Here is a 20,283-nt window from a genome sequence, read left to right on the forward strand (position 1 = left end):
GGGTTCGAGCATCAGAGGGCCGGAGCGGATGCCCCGGTGCGGTCGTCGTCGCTCGGCCTGGAGCGGGGCAGCGGTGCCGGGACCGGGCGCGGGGCGTCCTCGGCCGAGGCGGGGTGTGCCGGGCGGGCCCGCTGCCAGGGGGCGACCCCGGGGGCGGTGCCGTCGGCCGCCGGGTGCAGGGTGAGCACCGGGTCCCCGGCGTCACCGGCGCCGGAGAGGTCCGCCGGGAAGCCGGTCCACCACACGGTGCGGCCCAGCCTGCGGGCGATGAGGTCCGCGAGGGTGGCCGCGTCGGCGGCCGGGCCCGGGAGGGCGAGCACGACCGGCACAGTCAATTCGGTACGGGCCAACGCCGTGTCGGCGGCGAGGAGTTCGGCGAACTCGTCGGCGGTCGCCTCGTAGGTGTCGCCGCCCCAGGACACCTCGACGAGATCCGGGTCGTCCGCGTCGGCCCCGGCCCGCACCAGGTAGGGGGCGGGCCGGTCCTTGCCCTGCGCCCAGGGCGCGTCCGCAAGTCCGGTGGGGGTACGGAACCGGGCCAGGTCCACGTCCTGCGCCGGCCCACCCGTGTAGTCGCGGCCGGTGCCGTCCGCCGTGCCCTGGACCGTGTCGAGCGCGGTGTCGTCGTAGGCGCCGGCCTCCTTCAGGGCGTACGCCGCCGCGATGTCGGGGTCGGATGCCTCCCGGCCCACCGCGAAGGCCCGGGTCAGCACGTCGAGCGCCTCGGTGCGGCGGGCGTGGGCGGCGCCCGGGTCCGGCTCCTGGTGGAGGACCCGGGCGGCGAACTCCTGCGTGCCCTGGCCGACCCCCGGCAGCGTTTCCTCGGCCTTGACCCGCGCCCAGAACATCCGGGACATCTCCGCCTCGCCCACCTCGTCGGTGCGCAGGCGCAGAACGGCGGCGGCCTCGTCCTCCGCGTCCCCCTCCGCCAGCCACTGGGCGGCAGCCTCCACCGCGGGCAGGTCGACGAAGCCGACGAGCCCGTCGCCCGGGTACCGGGCCCACTGCTCCGCGGCGGCGGCCAGCACCCGGCGGGTGGTCTGCCGGTCCACCCCGGCGGCCGCCTCCGGGTGCGCGGCGACGACCCGGTGGAGCAGGTCCAGCGTGAACGGCCCGGCCTCCTCGAAGTCGGAGTCGCTGCGCCACATCTGGTCCACGGCCGCCGCCCCGCGCAGCAGGTCGTCGAAGCCGGGGTCGTCGTCGATGTCGTGGCCGAAGGTGATCCGCAGCGCCCGCACCAGCCGCAGCGTCGCCGTACGCATCTCGTCCGACACCTCGCCGTCGCCGGGGCTGATCCCGGCGATCTCCGCCAGTCGGTCCAGTTCGCCGGCGTCGGGTTCAGGACTGGCCAGCGCCCAGGCCCGGCGGCGGCCCTGGGCGTCGGCGAACAGGGTCCGCCGGTAGCGGCCGTTGCTCTCCTGGGTGCCCTGGGGGCCGTAAGCGAGGCGTACCGCGCGCCCGGTGGCGTTGGCCACGTGCTGGCCCATCGAGACGGTGGCCAGCGGGTCGGCCACGAAGGGGCCGCCGTACGCGTCGGATGCGGTGCCCGGCTCCGGTACGGCGCTGTCGCGCGGCGCTCCGCTCCAGCAGACGACGAGGTCGACCCAGTGGTCATCGGGCAGGGTCGTCAGGCTCTTGCGGCGGCGCAGCCACGGTCCGGCCTCCCGCTCGTCGATGTCGCGGGTGGTGCCGTCGCGCAGGGCGAACGTCAGGCTGCCCGGAGAGCCATGGAGGTCCAGCCGGTACGCCCGGTCCTCGGGGCCGGGCCGGGGAAGGTCGTACTCGCCGGAGGTGCGGCCGGTGGCCGGGTGGTCGTGGACGAAGGTCGCCATCCGGTCGAGGTGGCGGTCGTCGTCCTCGAAGTCCCGGGCGAACTCGGCGGGATGGTGGGAGGCCCGGCCGATCTGCCGGCCGCTGAGCGCGCTGACGAGGGCCCGGCTCACCACGTCGTGGTGCCAGCCGGGAGTGTCGTCGTCGGTGTCCGGCCCGAGCCCCGGATCGCTCGCGATCCAGTCGCCCCGGGGTGTCTTCGGGGTGCGGACGACATCGATGGTGCTCGCCTCACCGGGGGCGGACTCGACGGTGATCCGGCCGCTGTGCGCCCACACCGTCCGGCCCGTACGGTCGGCGAGCCTGCGGGGCAGGCCGAGGTACCCGTCGGCGGCGAACGGTACGGCGAGCACGACGGGCGTGCCGGGCGGCAGCGCCTCGCGGGCGAGGTCGGCCGCGACCAGCTCCACGAACTCCTCGATGCCCAACTCCCGTACGGTGCCGTCCGGAAGCCGTGCCTCCACCTGGTCTGGCCCGCCCTCCGCGGCCACCACGTAGGGGGTCGTGGAGCTCGGCCAGGGGGTCGGTGAGGTGCTCACGACGTCGTAGCCGCCCGCCGGGTCGGCCTCCAGCAGGTCGCCCTGGGTGGTGTCGAGTCCGATGACGTCGCTCGTGCCCCAGTTGAGGCCCGGGACCCGGCTGCCGCCCACGGTGAAGTGCTGGGCGCGACCCGGCGCGGTGACCCCCAGCTCGGACAGGTGGTACGCGGCCAGCGCCGGGAAGCCCGTCGCCCGGCCGGCCGCCGTGGCCCGGCCCACCAGACCGAACAGCTCCTGCCTGGTGTCCTGTTGGACGGGGGCGCCGGGGTCCAGGTGCAGGACCCGGCGGGCAATGGCATCCACGTCGAACGGCTGGTCCCGCAGCGCGCGGTCACGGCGGCGCAGGGAGTCGAGCTTCTGGACCGCCACCGCGTCCGGCGGCTGGTGGAGGACGACGGTCGCCTGGCGGCCCAGCTCGGCGCGGGTCACCTGGGCGAGGGCACCGGTGCCCACCCAGTCGGCGGGTACCCGGGCCATGGCCTTGACGACGATGCCGAACTCCTGGGCGGTCAGACGGGGTGCGTCGGCCGGCAGATCCCGTTGCAGCCGCTCCAGTTCGGCCGCCAGCAGCCGGGTGAAGCGGTGGCGCGCCGTGGTGGCGCGTCGCCTCGCGGGTGAGCCGGAGGACGGGCGGTCGGGGCGGATTTCGGCTCCGTAGCCGGTGACCTCCACCCGGGGCAGGGACGCGCCCGCCCGCCGGTTGCGCAGGCCGGTGGCCGCCACCTGGGCGGCGAGCAGCTCCAGGGTCCGGTCCCCCTGCGCGGAGGGGCTGGTCTCGTCGCGCCCGTACGCCACGAGGGTCCTGGGCGGCAGCGGTTGCAGGGCCCTCACCGAGGCGGGGGCGACGGGGACGGCGGGGAGCATGGGGGCGGCGGGGGCCGTCGGTACGGAGGTGGACTCGACGCCTTCCATGGGATCGTTGACGGAGCTGCGCGGGTTCCGGACGGCGATCGGGGTGGTGTCGGCGGGTGCGGCGGCCGGGTCCCCGATCCGCGAGTTGCCGGCGCCCGGCTCGCTGTTGGTGGCCGGTGTAGGCGCACCGGGACCCGGGGCCGACGTGGCAGGCACCGTCCGCGCACCCAGGTCGGGGACGGACGGTGCGGTGAACCGCCAGTCCGTGGAGCTGGGTTGGGACAGCGTGGAGAGGTCGGGCGCCAGCACGGGGAGTTCGCCCTCGGCGGTGTCCGGGGCGGACAGCTCGACCGGGGAGGTGCTCCACCACACGGGCCGCCCCAGCCTGCGAGCGACGGTCTCCGCGACCTCCGGGGCGGGGCCGCTCAGCCCGTCGAGCAGCAGCAGGACGGGCGCGGAGGACTGGATGCCCTGCAAGTCCGTATCGGAGGACAGCAGTTCGGCGAACTCGGCGGCCGACAGCCGGTGGGTGGCCGCGCCCACGGTCACCTGGACGTGGCTACTGTCCTCCAGGTCCACCGAGGCCCGAACCGCGTAGGGCACCGGCCGGTCCGTGCCGTCCGCGCCCGGTCCGGCCCACGGCGCGTCCACCGTCGTGTCCGCCACCCGGAAGCCGTCCAGCCGGGGCAGCAGGGTCGCGAGGCCTCGCCAGTCACGGCCGGAGCCGAACGCCGCGCCCACGGTGGTGAGCAGCGCGGGCGCCGCGAGGGCACCGGCCGCCTCGATGGCGTACGCGCCCGCCACGTCGGGGTCGGCCATGTTCCGGCCTGCCGCGAAGCCCCGGGTGAGCAGGGCGCGGGCCCGGTCGCGCAGGGCGTCGTCCACCTGGGCGTCCTGGTCGAGGCGGAGGGCTCGTACGGTCAGCAGGTCGGCGGCCGGTCCGGGGCCGGGCAGTGCCTCCTCGGCGCGGACCCTCGCCCAGAACATCCGGGTCCGGTGCGCGGGGGCGTCGGCGGGGTCGGTGAGCCGCAGCGCGTCGACGGCCGCCCGGTCCACCGCCGCCGGGCCGGCGAGCCAGGCCGCCGCCGTACGCAGCTGCGGGAGGGGGACGAAGCTGCTCACCGGCAGCGCGCCGCCCGCGTTCCGCCACGCCTTCGCCGCCTCGGCCAGCACCTGGCGGGTGACGTCCCCGTCCACGCCGCCGGCCGCGAGGGGGTGCGCCGCGATCACCTGGGTGAGCAGCTGCGGCCAGAACGGGCCGGTGGGCTGGAGGTCCGGGTCGGCGAACCACATGTTGACGATCGCGGCGGCCCCCGTGACCAGTGCCGGGAAGTCGTCGGCCGCCTGCACGTCCGGCCCGACGACCAGCTTCAGCGCCCGCACCACGCGCAGCAGTTCGGAGCGGACGCGCGGAGACGGGTCACCCTGGAACCCGGCCTGCTCCGCCAGCCGGTCGAGTTCGGCGTCGTCCGGTTCCGGGTGGCTGGTCTCCCACCACCAGGGGCGGCCCTGGGCATCGGTGGCCAGCACCCGCACCGGGCCGTCGCCGAACCGGACCACGCCCTGGGAGGAGTACGACAGCCGGGTCGTGCGCCGCAGTTGGTTGGCCAGGTGCTGCCCGAGGGAGAGGGCGTCGTCGCCGAGCGGATCGGTGGTGAACGGCGCGGGCAGGACACCGTCGAGCTGGGAGACGTCCTGCGCGGACCCCTGACCCGGGGCTCCGGAGTGGCAGATCACCAGGTCGACCCAGTGGTCCTGCGGCAGGCTCGTCAGACTCCTGCGCCGCCGCAGCCATCCGGCCGCCTCGTCCCGGTCCGCGGTCCGGCTGGAGCCGTCGGCCAGCGGCAGGGACAGCCCGCCCGGCAGCCCGTGCCCCGCCAGCCGGTACGCCTTGTCCGCTGGCCCGGGGTCCCGCATCGGCAGCTTGCCGGAGTACGTGTTGGTCGCGGCGTCCCAGTGGACGTAGAAGGACATGTGGTCGAGGTCGCGGTAGCTCTCGCGCTCCCCGACGAGTTCGGCGGGCTGGTGGAAGCTGCGCCCGGTCTGCTGCCCGGTCCGGGAGCTGACGATGGGCTGGGTCAGCACCTCGCGGTGCCAGGCCGGGGCGCCGTCGTCGGGGTCCGGCGCCAGGCCGGGGCGGACCGGGAGCCAGGTGCCGTCCGGCAGGCCGTCCGGGTGGAGCACGGCGACGGTGTTCGTCGCGGCCGGGTCGGGGTTGCGCTGCGCCAGGCCGCTGTGGACCCAGACGGTGCGGCCGGTGCGCTCGGCGAGCTTGCGGGGCAGCGCCAGGTAGCGGTCGCCGGCATACGGCACGGCCAGCACGATCGGGGCGCGCTCGGGCAGCGGGTGGCGGGTCAGGTCGGCGGCGACCAGCTCGGCGAACTCGTCGGCGTCCAGCTCCCAGGGGGTGCCGTCCGGCAGTTGGGCCGTCACCCGGTCGTGGCTGCCGTCCGCCAGCACCGGGTACGGGGCCGGGTCCCACGGCCACGGCGCGATGTCCGCGTTCCCGGTGGGGGCGGGTGCGCCCGTGGGCCCGGTGGTGAGCCGGTCCACGAAGAGGGTGTCGAGCCCGGCGGTCGCGGTGCCGGTCCAGTTCAGGCCCGGCACCCGGTTGCCGCCGGCCGTCACGTGCCGGGCGCGGTCGTCCGCGAGCAGGCCCTGCTCCTCCAGGTGGAAGGCGGTCAGCGCGGCCAGACCGGTGGCCCGCCCGGCGGCGATCGCCCGGCCGGTCAGCGTGTACAGGTCGCGCCGCATCTCCGGGTCGACGAGCACGGACGGCGTCAGGTGCCAGATCCGGCGGGCGACCGCGTCCACGTCCAGGGGCCCGGAGCGCAGGGCCGGGTCGGTGCGCCGCAGCGCGTCCAGGGCGTCCAGGGCGGCGGCGTGACGCGGTGACGTGACGCCGATGGTGGCCTGGCGGCCCAGCTCCTCCCGGCCGATCTGCCCGGTCAGGGCCACGGTGGCACCCTGGCCCGGCACCCGGCTCCGCCCCCGCGCGCTGATGGTGAAGTCCTGCCGCCGCAGCGGCGTGACCCCGGCGGGGAGGCCCGCCTGAAGGGTGCGCAGGGCGTGGTCGAGATGGCGCACGAACAGATCGCGGACCGCCTGCGCCCGCAGATCCCCCTGGGCCTGGGCGGCCTGGTCCCGGTCGCGCGCGGTCCCGGCACCCCGCGCGTCGGCGCCGTATCCGGCGATGTCGATCCTGGGCAGCGGTACCCGGTTGCGCCGGTTGCGCAGCGCGGTCCGGGCGACCTGGTGGGCCAGCCGCTCCACCCCGCGCTCGGCGCTGTCGGCGGTTCCGGTGGCCTGCGGCGCGAACGGTACGAGGGTGAGCGCGGGCAGCGTGGTGAGCGGCCGGGCGGGCGGGGCGGCGGGTACGGCGTACACGGGCTGCCCGCCGGCCGCGCCCGGACCGACGGGTACGGGCGCGGGCAGGTCGAAGGTGAAGTCGAAGTCGAAGTCGGGGAGGTCCTCAAGATCACCCAGGTCGCCCAGAGCGTCCAGGTCGAGGCTGTCCGGGGCGGAGGGGAACGCATCGGGCAGATCGAGGGCGCCCAGGTCCAGGTCCAGATCCACGTCCATGTCCATGTCGCCGAGTTGGCCTGGGCCGGGGTCCTGGCCCTGGCCCTGGCCGAAGTCCAGGTCGGGCATGTCCAGATCCGGCATGTCGCCACCCGGCCGGGACTGGAGCGCGGGCCGCCCCGGCGCCGTCTCCCCGCCCCTGGGCCCGGTCGCGGGACCGGTCCGGCGCGGTGCCAGGCCGAGGCCGGGACGCAGGGAGTCGGCCAGCTCCGCGGCGGAAGCCCGTACGCCCTCGGCACCGCCTTCCGCCGCCAGCAGATGACCGGCGACCCGCCGCACCGCGTCGCGGAAGGCCTCACCGGCGTACCGGGCATCGGCGAGTACCGGGTGCGGTTCGGGCGGCAGCACCAGGGCAACGGCGGCCGACCATGCGCGGGCGGTCTCCGTGTCGTCCCGCCCCTCGGGGGCCGCGTCCAGGACCTCGGCGTACGTCCCGGCCCACAGCCGGCGCGCCACGCTCGCCGCCACCGCGTCGAGTGCTTCCGTTCCGTCTTCGGCCCGGACCAGGCGTACCCGGGCCAGGTCCAGCGGGGAGAGTCCGCCGGCGGGCAGTCGGCCGTCGCCGCGCAGCATCATCTCGGCGCGCAGGCCCGGAGAGAGCGTGACGCCCGCCTCGCGCAGCTCGTCCGAGCCGACGGTCTCCTCCGCGCCAGGGGGTGCGGGGGCCGGCGGCAGGTCGTCGGCGGTGAGCTGCTCCGCGAGGTATCGCCGCTGGTCGGCATCGAGGTCCACGTCCGGCCCGGCAGGCACGGCCCCGGCCTGCGGCGGGGCGGAGTTGAGTGCCGGAGCCGGAACGGGGGCCGGGTTGTCGGCGTCCAGCACCTCCTGGGCGTGCTCGTCGGGGAAGCGGCCCTCGCGGGCGACGTGTTCGCGCAGCTCCTGCTCGGTGAGCGGGTGGATGTTCCAGTAGCGGCCCCAGTTGTCCTGGTAGTCCAGGGCCGGATCGTGGCCGGGGAGGGAGTCCAGCGCCAACTGGGCACCCCGCATCACCTCGTGGAAGGAATGGTGGCCCGCCGACAGCGACATGGCGATCATCCCGGCCCGGATCAGACCGAGGTCCAGTTCGAGGCCCCACCGGTCCCGCATCCGGGCGGCGTGCACCAGGAAGCGGTAGGTCGACCCCGCCGTGCCGGTCAGGACCAGGCCCCCCGAGTCCTCGGACGTCCCTTGGAGGCCGGAGCTCATCGCGAGGTCGTACACGGAGGACGCGGGCATCCAGGTGAGCCCGAGCTCGTTCACCGCGAAGGGGCGCTCGGCGCTGCTCAGCGGCGGACGTACGTCGTCGGGGTCGGTCGGGACCGTGTGCTCCCGGGTGGCACGGGCGAGGGCCGCCTTCTTCTCCGCTGCGGAGAGGGTGTCGTCCAGGTTCAACTGCGCGGCGAGCCGCTCCAGTTCGGCGCGGCCCTCGGCCTGGCGGCGGCTGGGCCGCTCCGCCTCGATCTCCGGGTTCGGGTCCTCCCGGCCACCGAGCATCTCCGGCACCAGGTCGCTGGAGATGCCCTGGAACAGGAAGGTCACCAGCTCCCTCAGGTTGCCGGTCCGCAGCACCTGCTGGAGGGCGGGCCTGCTGGTCCCGACCGTCCCGGGCATGCTCGGGTTCTCGCTGCCGAACGTGGCGAGGGCTCGCGGGTACTGCTGCCGCGCCCGGTCCCACGCGGCGCGCGCCATCTTCCGGAACTCCTCGGTCACCGCCTCGTTCTCCGCGAGGTGTTCGGCCAGGCGGCGCTCGAAGGCGACGGACTCCTCGGCGTACCGGATGCGGGCCCGGACCCACCCGGGCAGCGGTGCGCCACGGTCGGGGCTGGGCGTCGCGGACCGGCGGCCCGGACGGGACGGGTCCCGGTCGGTGGAGGAGGTGCGGGACCCGGTGGTGGACGGGTCCGTGACGAGGGGCGGTGCCCCCTCCGGGGCGGGACCGCCGGTCGGGCGGGTCAGGGCGGGCGGCTCGGTGCGGGGCGGCTCCCCGGCGGGCGCGGGACGGCCGGAGGTAGGACGGACGGACTCCGGAGAGGACGTGTGCCGGTGGTCGTCGATGTCGACGGTCACCACCCGGCCCCGGTCCGGGTCGGTGGCGCGACGGACCCGCTGGGCGTCGAGGGTGAGCGTGAAGTCGGAGAGCCGGACGTGCGGGCCGGGGGCGCCCTCCTGGAACGTCCTCAGCAGCGGGGCCAGCCGGTCCCCGAGCGCCCTGCCGACCGCGTTCGCCCGCTTCTCGCCGCTGGCCCGGGAGCGGTTGCCGTGTCCGGTGACGGTGACCGTGGGCAGGGGCAGACCGTTGGCGCTGTTCCACAGGCCGGTGCGGGCCAGGTACAGGGCCAGGGCGTCCAGGTTCTCGTCCGCGCCGGGAGACAGGGTGTGCTGCTGCTCAGCGAAGCGTACGGTCCGCCGGTCCGGACGGAGGGTGTGGCCGTGCAGGGCGACCGTGGTGAGCGGGTTGGACACGGCGGGTGAACGGTCTGACAGCAGCGCCGCGTTGACGGCGTGCGCCGACTCCCCCGGGCGCTTGCTGTAGGCCCGGAAGTACCACTCGTCCTTGTCGTGCGGGACCGGTGCGGCGGACCGTACGGCGTCCCGGGCGCGGGCACGGGCCTGGTCGACCTCCCGCTGGGCCAGGCCGTGTTCGGGGCGGTCCTCGGTGAAGTACCACCGGACGTGCTCGGCCTCGTGGACGGCGGCCAGGGCGCGGGCCGCGCGCGCGAACCCTTCCAGCCGGGCGATCTCCGCCGGGTCCGCTCCGTCGCGCCGGGCCTGCTCGGCCCGCCAGCCCGTCTCCTGTGCCAGGAGGGTGAGTTGGTCTTCGTCGTAGCGGTCGAGGTTGTCGTCCACGACGGCGTCGAGCTGGTCCGCCGGGATCTCCGCGCGGTTGTGGTTCTCGTTCTCCAGGGTGATCTGGTGGGTGCCGTCCTCACTGGCCAGCACCACCTGCGCGAAGTGGTACGGGGCGTGCGGGCCGACCGGGTCGCCGGGCTTGGCGTGGTTGTGGGTGAAGAGCTGGGCGCCGCCGGCGTTGGTGGTGCTGACCGACTGGATCAGATAGCCCTCGCCGACCTCCGCCCAGGCGAACTCGTTGACCCCGGCACGCTCGGCGGCCCGGGTCAGCGGCCCGCGCAGCGCGTTGTCCTGGGTGTGGCTGAGGGCCTGGCCGTACGCCTCGCCCGGGGTGGGCGCGCCGACGACCCCGCCGGTGAAGCGCGGGTCCCGGCCCGCCTGCCGGACGGCCCAGTCGGGGGTCACGGCGGTGGCGGTACGGGTGCCGTCGGCCACCTCCGTCAGTGCCTGGGCCAGATGGTGGGTGCCGGTGACCTCCCGGCCGTGCAATCCGTTGACCGGGGCCGTGGCCACTGTGCCGTCGGGGCCGCGGAAGGCGAGATGGGAGAGCGGCGCGGCATCCGTTCCGGCGACCATCCGGGCGAAGTCGCGGGTGAAGGCGTGCTCGGAGGCCCCGGAGGCGGTGAGGAACCGGGGCTCCACCCGGAACAGCGGTTCGCCGGGCGTGCCGTCCTCCTGGTCGAGCACCACCCGTACCGAAGGGTCGGCCTCCAGCCGCACCCCGGCTCCGGCGGCGGTCAGTCGGGCCGAGGAGCGCTCGATCGCCGCGCGGGTGGCGTACACCTGGCGACCCCGGCCGGTGGTGTCGTCCCCGGCCGAGAGCAGCGCGACCGTCCGGTCCGCGGAGATGTGCAGCGGCGGCCGGCCGGCGGCGGGGACGGTCCCCGGAATCTGCTGGGGCAGGATCAGCGCGGGGCCCTCGGCCCCCTCCTCCGTACGGACTTCACCGGCGGTCACCGGGCCGACGGTCCGGGGGCCGGGCTCGGTGAACAGCACCCCGGTGCCACTGTCGTCGATGACCTGGTAGTCGCGGGTGATCAGCGGGCGGGGGCGCAGGGCGTCGATCCGGTGTTCCCACTGCAGTTGGTCGGCCAGCCGGTCGAACTCCGCGTCGCCGTCGCTGGTGGATCCGGAACTGCTGTCGCTTCCGGCGTCGCTGCCCCGGCCGTCGTCGCTGTCGGTGTCGCCGCCGTCGATCAGGTCGCGGGCGCCGGGCAGGCCGGGCTCCTGCGGAGGCGGGGGCGTGGTCCAGTCCGGACCGGCCTCCCCGGCCCTCCGGTGCACCACGAGGTGGGCGGCTCCGGTGGTGGGGTGGGTGAGGACCTCGGCCGGCCCCATGGGGTACCAGACCGGGCGGGCCGTCGTGCCGGCGACGAGGTTGGCGACCTGAGCCGCGAACGCCGGGGGCAGCGCGAGGACGATGTCCGCGCCGGCCGGCCGCCGGGAGTCGTACGAGATGATCCGGGCCATCTCCTCGGCGTCGCGGACCACGAAGGTGCGCCACGGCGTCACGATCTCGACGCCGCCGCCCTCCGCCGCCCCGGCCACGAACAGGTACGGATTCCGCCAGGCCGCGTTCTGCTCGGCCGCGCGCCCGGACCGCTCGGCGAGATAGGCGTCCGGAGCCGGAAGACCCGGGTCCTTCTCCGTGAAGTTCCGTCCTGCGGGGGTCCGGTCCGCCGTGCGGAGCAGAGTCTCCTCGGCGAGGGCGTCCCGCCGGGTCTCGATCTGCCGGTCGACGAAGTACAGGGCGAGGTCCTCGGCGCTCGCCAGGTCGTCCGAGGACGCCTCCAGCGCCAGAGCTCCCAGGTCCAGGACGTCCTGGTTGCTCACCCGGGCCCGGGTCGGCAGGTGCAGGACGTGCCGGACGAGGTCGGCCAGGCCGTCGCGGGTCGTCCGGCCGCCCGCCGCCTCCTCGACCAGCTCGTAGAGGGCTTCGGAGGTCTCCTGGAGGCGGGCGCGGGGAACGTGGTTCCACTGCGGACCGAACACCGCCGTCAGCCACTCGGGGTCGGCCCAGATCGGGGTGTCTTCCTCCCCCTCGGAGTCGGAATCGGAGTCGGAGCCCGGATCGGTGTTGACGTGGGGCTGGGGCTGGGGCTGGGGCTCGGCGCCGGAGAGCGTGCTCAGCTCGTACGCCTCTTCCTCGCCCGGCAGCCCGGGTCCCTCGCCCGTGGGGGAGATCTCCGGCGTCTTCGGCTTCGGGGCCGGGGTCTTCGGTGCGGGCGTCGAGGCCTTCGGTGCGGGCGTCGGAGCCGGGGTCCGCAGGAGCAGCGGCACGAAGTCCCCGCCCCGGCGCCGGAGCCGGAGGACGGGCGCGTCGGCGGAGGGACCGGCGTAGGTGTGGGCGGTGCCGTTCTCCTCGATCAGGGTGACCGTGGCGCCGGTCGCCTTCGCGGCCCACTCGGCCACCGCACGGTCGGCGTCCGGGCCCCACGGGGCGTTGGCCAGGTGGCGGCGCAGCCGGCCGTCGAGGGCGTCCTGGCTCAGGGCGGGGGTGCCCTTCCGGTCGCCGGGCGCCGGCGGCGAGAACAGCGTGTCGCGTTCCGCCCGTTCGCCGGGGAGGCCGTTCAGCCGCATCAGCTGGGCGGGCGACGCACCGGCGCGGGTCCGGAGCCGGGCCGCCGCCCGTGAGTCGCGGCCGGGCTGCTCGGCAGCGTGGCGCAGGGCCATGGAGAGCGCGCCGAAGAAGCCGTTGCCCCGTCCGGCCGGAGTGCCCTGGGCGTAGGTGGCGCCGTCGGGTGCGGTGAGGAGGCCGTTGCGGTCCAGGCGGTAGCGCGGGCCGGTGGTGTCGGTGGGCGGCAGCCAGGGCGGGGTGGGGTGGCTGCGGTGGGCGGGCGGCTTGGGGGTGGTCTCCGTACTGCCCGAAGACGTGACGGTGGTCGGCGGGGCGGGCAGTGCGGTGGTGGCAGGCGGCACCGTGCCGGGCGTCAGCGCGGCGGAGAAGAAGCCGTCCGCGGCGAAGAGCACCGGGCCCGAGGCCGGGTCGGCCGTCGCCGGGTCGGCGCCGTGCGGAAGGAACATCTGCGGCCGCCCCTCCCCCGTCACCACCGTCACCGGGGTGCCCAGGATCCGGGCCGCGAGCGCGGGCAGCACGTCGGCGCCGCCGTGGTCGGCCGCCCGGCGCTCGGGCGGGGCCGGGTCGCGGCCGTCCGGGTCCGCCGCCGCGGGCTCGGACGTGAACGGGCGGTACAGGGCCGCCGTGGCCAGCGCCACCCGTTGCTCCGGGCTCGGCCAGACGGTCTGCGGGAGCCGGCCGAACGCGTCGAACTCCGCCTGCTGAGCAGCCGTCAGATCTATTTCGGCGTAGTCCAGTTCGGCCTGCGTGAAGGTGTCCGCCGCATCCAGAGCCAGACCGTCGAGGAGATCCTCGTTGCCGTTGTCGGCCAGCGCCCAGGCGAGCCGGTCGCGCACGGCGCCGACGGCCTGGGCGGTGAGCGCCGGGTCACCGGGGGCGGCCGCGAACCGGTCGGCGAGGTCCGCGTCGAGCAGGAAGGGCAGCTTGCCCTGGTCCTGGGCCGTCGCGAGGAGCGCGTGGAAGAACGAGGCCCCGTCGTGCGGCACTTCGTGGACCTCGCGCACCGTGCGCCCGTCCGGCGAGGTGAGGGTGCGCGGGGCGGAGCCGGTGGCGTCGGTGACCTTGTACGGTTCCGGCGCCTCGGAGCGCCAGTCGGGCGCGGCGTACTCCTGCGGCACGTCCTTCACCGGTACGGAGCCCGAACCCTGGTGGTGGGCGGTGAGGCGGGCGGCGGCCAGGTGGAGGCGGTGGTGGTCCTGTGCGGCGGCGTCCAGGCGCTGCTGCCAGCGGCGTACGTCGTCGCGGGCCGTCTGCCAGGCGGTGACGGCCGGGGAGGCGGCCACCGCCGGGGACGGTGTCGTGGCCCCGGCGCCGTCACCGAGCGCGGTCTGCTCCTCGGGGCTCAGGTCGAGCCAGGTCTCCCGGGCCTTCGCACGGGCGTCGTAGTAGTTCTTCTCGGCGGTGGCGAGGTCGGCCGCCGCCTTGGCCTGGTCGTCCCAGGCCGTGCGGGCCTCGTCGGGGAAGGTCGTGTCGTCCAGCAGGCCGTAGTCGCGGGCGATGTCCTCGCGGAGCCAGACCAGGGCGGTGGTCTCGGCCTCGACGGCGCGCGGGCCGCGCTTGGGCTTGCCGAGGGCCTGCATCGGGCGGCTGTCGGTGACCCGGTGGTCGACCTCGGCCACCGACAGCCAGCTGACGGGGACCGCGAAGAGCATGCTGCGGTCGGTGACGACCTTGATGTGGGTGCCGAGCGTGGTGTCGGTGGCGCTCCTGAGGGCGGTTGCGTCGTTGGCACCGCCGATCGGGACCGTGGCGCCGGGGTTGGTCACGCCCGCATTGCTGTTGCCCGCCAGCGGCGACGTGCTGACCGCGCCCTCGATGTTGTCGGTGATGCCCGCTTCCAGCGCGTCGCCGGTCTTGCGCCGCTGCATGGCCTCCATACGGGGCTTGTTCTCGACGGCGAGCAGCCGGGCGCCGGTGCGGTGCATCTTGGCGTAGAGGCGGGAGTCGGCGGTGTGGGACTGGCCGAGGAGGCGGGCGGAGGACTGGGTGGGCAGCGCCGAGCCGTCGGTGCCGAGCGCTTCCCGGAAGCCCGCCGTCAGGCCGACCTGGGAGGTGGCCTCCTGCTGGGCCTGCGCAGGGGCGGTGCCGAGGGCGGTGAGCGGGGTGTGACGGGCCATCCGTACGCGTTCGGTGAGCATGGTGCCCGTATGGCGCTTGCCGAGGTCCGTGTCGCCGGGGAAGCCGTCGGCGCGGGCGGTGGCGAGGGTGAGGGCGTCCTGCACGTTGGCCGAGCCGAGGATGTCGACGGCGAGGATGCCGGAGCCGATCACCTCGTCGAAGGGCAGGATGTCCGGGTCGGTCTCGCCGCTCTCCCCGTCAGTGGTCCGCCACCGGGCGATGCCTTCCGGACGCGCCTGTTCAGCCGTCAGAACATGCACCTCACGGTCGGGTTCGCGTACATCCTGCTCGGTGAGGGCACCGTCGGCGCCCGCACCGTCCGGGGTGAGCAGGCTGGCCGGGAGGATCTCGTTGAGGGAGCCGACGGGGGCGGTGGCGGTGGGGCCCAGCGGCTTCCCGGAGGCGTCCACCAGGGTGGCCGTCAGGGTGTACGTGGTCACGATCTCGGCGTGCGCCTGGGTGGTGGCGATGTTGGGCATCGTGGTGCTGCCGACCGCCTCGGTCACATTGCTCGACCGCTGCTTGGCCGCGGTGCCCTGGAGCGCCGGGTTGGCGACCAGCACACCGCTGCCGGCCGCGCGTTCGCTCGCGCTGAGCGTCACATCGGCGCCGCGGTCCTGGGACCGGCCCTCGACGTCGTCGCGGGCGGTGGTGCGGTAGTCCTCCAGCTCGTAGCCGGTACGCAGCCGCTCCACGGTGGTGGTGACCGGGGTCAGGGTCAGCTTGAGCTGGCCGGGGCTGCCGCCGACCGGCAGGTGGTGCGGGCTCGTCCAGGTGCGGTAGCGGACCGGCAGGGCCATGCCGTCGGTGGTCAGCTCGTGCACATGGGAGCGGAGGAAGTCCGGGGAGAGGCGCTGGAGCACCTGCTCGCGGTCGTGCGAGGGCACGCCCATCCGCTCCAGCTGCCCCATCAGCTGCTGCGCCGCCCGGCTGGCGTCGAGCTGGCCGCTGGGGTGGGAGGGGAAGTGGCGGCGGCGGAGGAAGGGGGGCAGCTTGTAGCCGCCGCCGAGGTTGGCCGGTGTGGTGGTGCCGAGGCCGTCGGGGGCGAGGCCGGCCTCGATCGCGTCCTGCATCGGCAGGTGGAACATCACCGCGTCACGGACGCGCTGGAGGGCTGCGGCTGCCCGGCGCGGGGCGAGGCCGCGCCCGAGCCGCTCGGAGATCCGCCCGGCGGCGGAGCTGATCCCGCCCCCGGCACGGGTGCCGACCGCCCCCATCGCGGCCGTCCAGCGGTCCCGTACGGCCACGGTCTCGGTGGCGTCGGCGACCACCAGGTACATCCGCCCGGCATAGCTGAGGGTGGTGTTGCGGCCCCGGGTGAGGGTCTGGGAGATGCTGCGGCCCTTGCCCCAGGCGTACTGGAGGGCGGTCGAGTACGCACCCACCACCGCCGGTTGACCCGGTGCCTGCTGCAACGGCGTCACCGCGCCCTGGAGTCCGAGGGTGGTCCGGGTCCCGGTGCTGGAGCTGCCGGCGACGCGGTGCTCGTTGCCGATCGTCGCTTCGAGGCTGCCCGGCTTGGGGTCGCTCTTGACGCGTACGTTGTCGAGTTCGCCCCGGACCGCCGCCTTGAGGTAGTGGGTCGAGAAGGGGCCAGCGCCGGTGAGCCCGGTGATGCGGGAGCCGAACGGGCCGAGGTACTGGCCGAGTTGCCCGGCGACGCCGAGGTTGGCCATGGCCCGGCGCAGGGCGGTGCGGATCGGGGTGCCGGGCGCGCTGACGTGCCAGGAGGTGCCGGTGGCGCGGTCGGCGGTGTCCTGGACGAGCCGCTGCCGCTGCTCGCCGCCCTCGGTGCTGAGGACCACGTGCGGGGCGCTGAGCAGCTTGTTCACGAGCTGCCGGTCGGACGCGGAGGTCCGGGGCAGCGGCCGGGTCCCGTCGAGGAGTTGGTCCGCCTCGGTGGAGGCGAGGGGACGCGGTACGGGGGCGGGGGCGGGCGCCGGTGCGGCACCGGTGGCCGGGGGGTCGGCGGGGGCGTGGCGGTCGGAGCCGTGGGCGGCGGGGACGGCGAGCTCCACCCGGCCCACGGTCTCGGCCCCCCGGGCGAACAGAGGCCGCTCCGTGACCTTGCTGACGAAGACGCCCGCGCCCAGCAGCCCCACCGTGGCGAGCCGGGTCCAGCCGCGCGGCCTGCGGTGGCCCTCGAAGGTGGCACCCAACTCCACCTGGTAGCTGTAGAGATCGGCGCCGTTCTGGAAGGTCAGCTGGTCGTGGGCGACCGCGACGGTGTTCTTGGTGGCCCGGGTCCGTGTCTGCGCGTAGCGGGCGCCCAGGGAGACGTTGCCCGCCTGGCGGGGCACCCCGGCTGCCGGGTCCTTGTCGTGGTCGCGCGGCGAGATGCCGAGCTCGACACCGGCGGAGAGGGTGGTGGACTCCTGCTGCCCCTGGCCGGAGATCTCCGTACCGATGACGGCGTTGCGCAGCGAGCGTTCGCTCAGGGTGGTCTCGAACTGCCGGTCGGTGAGGCGGGCGCGCAGGATGAGTGTGTGGTGGCCCCGGCGGACCTTGCCGTCCTCGGTGAGGGTGACGGGGACTCCGGTGGTCGTGAGGTCGTCCAGGCTCTGCGCGAGGCTCGGCCGGTTCAGCGCCTCGCGCACCTGGCGCTCGTTGTGCAGGGCGGTCCGCATGCGCCCGTCCCCGTAGCAGAGCTTGGCCAGGTGGGGGTGGCGCAGCATCAACGGCGGGACGAAGAGCGACGGGTAGGCGCGGGTGAGGGTGTCCAGGACCGTGTCGGTGAAGGCCTTCAGGGGGTCCTGAGGGGCGGGCGCGGGGGTGGCGGCCGTCGCCGGGGCGGGGGCCGTCGTCGTGGCGGCCGGGGCGGGGGCCGTCGTCGTGGCCGGGGGCGCCGGGGCGGCGGGCCGCCGGTCCGGTACGAAGCCCTCGGCGCGGACCTGCCCGCCCAGGTGCACCGGGTTCTCCCGCGTGAGGTACCACGGCACCGGCGGTTCGGCGTCCGGGTTCGGGCCGGTCGCGCCGGGCGTACGGCTGTCCCAGCCCGCGAGGCGGCGCGCGTCCTGGGTGGAGTACCAGTCGAGGCTGACCACCCGGACCGGCTGCGCGGCGGAGGCGGGCTGACCGGCCTTCCGCACCATCAGGGTGCGCTCCACCCGGTAGAGCGCCATCGGGTGGTTGCGGACGCGGCCGGTCACCTTGCGGGCGGCGTCGGAGCCGAGGTAGTGGCCCCGGCCCGCGCTGAGGTCGGTGCGGACCAACGGGCCGCCCTGGAGGCGGACGTCGGTCTCGGGGCCGACGAGGGTGTAGTTCGGCCCGGCGGTGACCTGGACTCCGAGGCGGGTGTCGCGGACGTGGGCGCGCTGGTTCTGGTACGTGGTCTGAGCGAGGTCGCGGACCTCCGCCTTGACCGACTCCGTGACCAGGGTGGCCCGGTGCGGAATCGACCGCTCCACGATCAGGTGGCCCAGCGGGTGCTGTCCGCTGCCCCGGGTCAGCTCGGGTCCGCTGACGGGTCCGGCGAGCCGCCCGAAGAGGCCGAGCAGCCGTCCCGGCCGGACGTAGGAGACCAGGGTGCGGTGCGCCGAACTACCGGGCTTGGCACCGGAGATGGCGAGCGCCACGTCCTCCGGCGGGTCCGTCAGGTGGAGGGCCGTGGTGTCGGTGATCCGGGGTTCGGCCCCGTCCGGGAAGGTGAGCGTCTCCGGCGCCCTCTTCGGCCCCTTGAAGGGCACGGTGAGGTCGTCCGGCAGCCGCCAGCTCAGCCCGTCCCGCATCGCGAAGGACGCGGAGTGCACCTGGCTGCGCTGCCAGCGGGGGGCGGTGGCGGGCGCGGTGCCCGGACCGCGGGGCGTCGGCGAGGGGGTCTTCGGGGCCTCGGTGACCCGCTCGACGCGCACCCGGTAGTGGACGTCGTCCAGATGCAGGTGGGAACCCTCCCAGGCCCGGTACTCGCTCTGGTGGTACGCCTGGGTGCCCTGGGTGTAGTCCGTCTTCCGGGTCCAGCCCAGCGAGACGCCGATCTTCAGCATCCAGTTGAGCGGCGGCCCCATGCCCAGCGCGGCGGCGACCCGGCGGCCGACACCGACGCTGCGCCCGCCGCCCGTACCGGCCTGGCCGCGCCGCATGGTGTCCAGCCGGACGGTGGCGCCGCCGACCTCACCGAAACGCTCCCAGCGGTGGTACGGGACGGCCTCGACGACCATCTCGTGGCCGACGCCGGACTTCTCCCGGCCCACGAAGCGGGCGCCGCGCGGGGCGGTGAACGCGCCGGGCTGGTCCTTCAGCAGCCGCAGCAGCTCCGCCTCGTCGAACTGGGCCCGGAGCTTCCTGGGCAGCTGGTCGAAGACCTCCTTGGCCACCTGCTCGGGCGAGCGCAGGGTGAGGACGCCGAGGCCGTTGAGGAGCCCGGCCCCGGGGGTTCCGTCGGTCCGGGCGCCCGGACCGGTCGAACCGTCGTCCGGATCGGCGTCGGGGCTGATGAGGACGGTGGGCAGCCGGCTGCCGTCGTCGAAGGTGACGGTGCGCGGGGCGGGGCCCGGCGGCCGGGCGTCCTCGCCGGTCAGCAGCCGGGCCGGGCGGTGCCGCTCCAGCTGCGTCTCCAGCGGTACGGGGTCCCCCCGGTCCGGGGTCTCCTCGGCCGGAACGTGCAGGTCGGTGACGCCGCCCATGCTCCGCAGCCACTCGCCGAAGACGTCGGTGCCGACCGGGTCGGTGGTGGCCGGGGCCAAGGTGGGAGTCGAGGTCGGGGTGGGCAGGGATGCGGCCGGGACCAGGGCGTCGTAGTGGTCGGAGCCGTTGTAGGCGAGGTGCAGGGTGCCGCTGCGGCCGCCCGGGTTGAGCGGGGTGACGGAGGTGCCCGCCGGGGCCGACGCGTCGGGCCGGACGAGCCGCAGCTCGATGTCGAGGGTGTGCGCCAGCGCGAGCGGGAGCGCGTCGGCGAAGGGCGAGGACCACAGGGCCGGGAGCTCGGCGGTCGCGACGATCAGCCCGTCGGTGCCTAGGCGCCGGGCGTCGGCGGGGGTGGGCGCCACATCGGCGAGGTGGGGGTAGCCGCTGTCCCGGAGGATGCGCCGCCACCGGCGCCCGTCGCCGTCGGTGACGACCGCCTGTTCGATCCGGTCCCAGCGCTGCCGGATCCGCTCCCGCGCCTCCGGGTTCCGCACCCCGGCCAGGGCGGTCATCCGCAGGTCGTCGACGACGGCGAGCACCGGGTCCGGGGTGGCCTCGACGTCTGGGGCCAGCAGTTCGGAGCCGGTGAGCCGGTCGCGGAGCAGGCTGCGGAGGCCGGCGACGTTCCGCGCGGCCCAGGCGGGCGGGACGTCGTGGCCGCGCGCGGTGTCGAGGAGCGACCGGAAGAGGCAGTCCCCGTCGGCCCGGGTGCGCAGTCTGCGGAGGGCCTGCCCGTCCGCGTGGACGGTGTCCACGAGGCCCGGCGTCCCGATGCCCTTGCTGAACAGGTCCACGTCCTCGGCAATGCTCTCCGGGCGGCCGGACGGGGAGGGAGGGGAGGAGGCGTTGGGCTCGGGGTGGACCAGCTCGGCGTGATCGCTGCCGGGGCTGAAGCGCAGCAGCGGTTCGCCGGACGAGCCCTCGTGGGAGCTGACGATCTTGTCGAAGACCGACTTGTCGAAAGCCGTCGGCGGATTCCAGAACATGTGCGCGCCGTGCGCCACGGCCATGTCCTTGGCCCGCATCTCATCGATCAGCGCGTCATGTTCGGGAAGCGAAACGCGGGAACCGTCCGGGGCCGACACATCGAACAGGTCATGGTCTCCGGTGATCGGCCGACGACCGCCCTCACCATCGAACCCGAACACGATTCCGTCGTGAACGGTGAACTTCCCGTCGGCCTCGTATTGGGCCATCTTCCCGGCCAGTTCATGGAACTCCGTGGACCGCTGGTTGAACCGGGAGACCACCCGGTCCCACGCATCCACCGGAACCGAACCCCGATCCGGCAACACCGGCTTGAAGTAACCGACCAGCCCGATGTTCCCCGCA

Annotated in this window: 1 protein-coding gene; it reads right to left on the reverse strand. The window is 75.3% G+C overall.

Features of this window, described 5'->3' with window-relative positions; genetic code table 11:
- Window positions 1-11: 11 nt before the first annotated feature.
- Complete coding sequence (locus IF17_RS0134625; RefSeq protein WP_244890577.1) at window positions 12-19,976, reverse strand: lonely Cys domain-containing protein; 19,965 nt, start codon at window positions 19,974-19,976, stop codon at window positions 12-14.
- Window positions 19,977-20,283 lie beyond the last annotated feature (307 nt).

The organism is Streptomyces cyaneofuscatus (assembly GCF_000718135.1).
GTDB classification, from domain to species: Bacteria; Actinomycetota; Actinomycetes; order Streptomycetales; family Streptomycetaceae; genus Streptomyces; species Streptomyces cyaneofuscatus.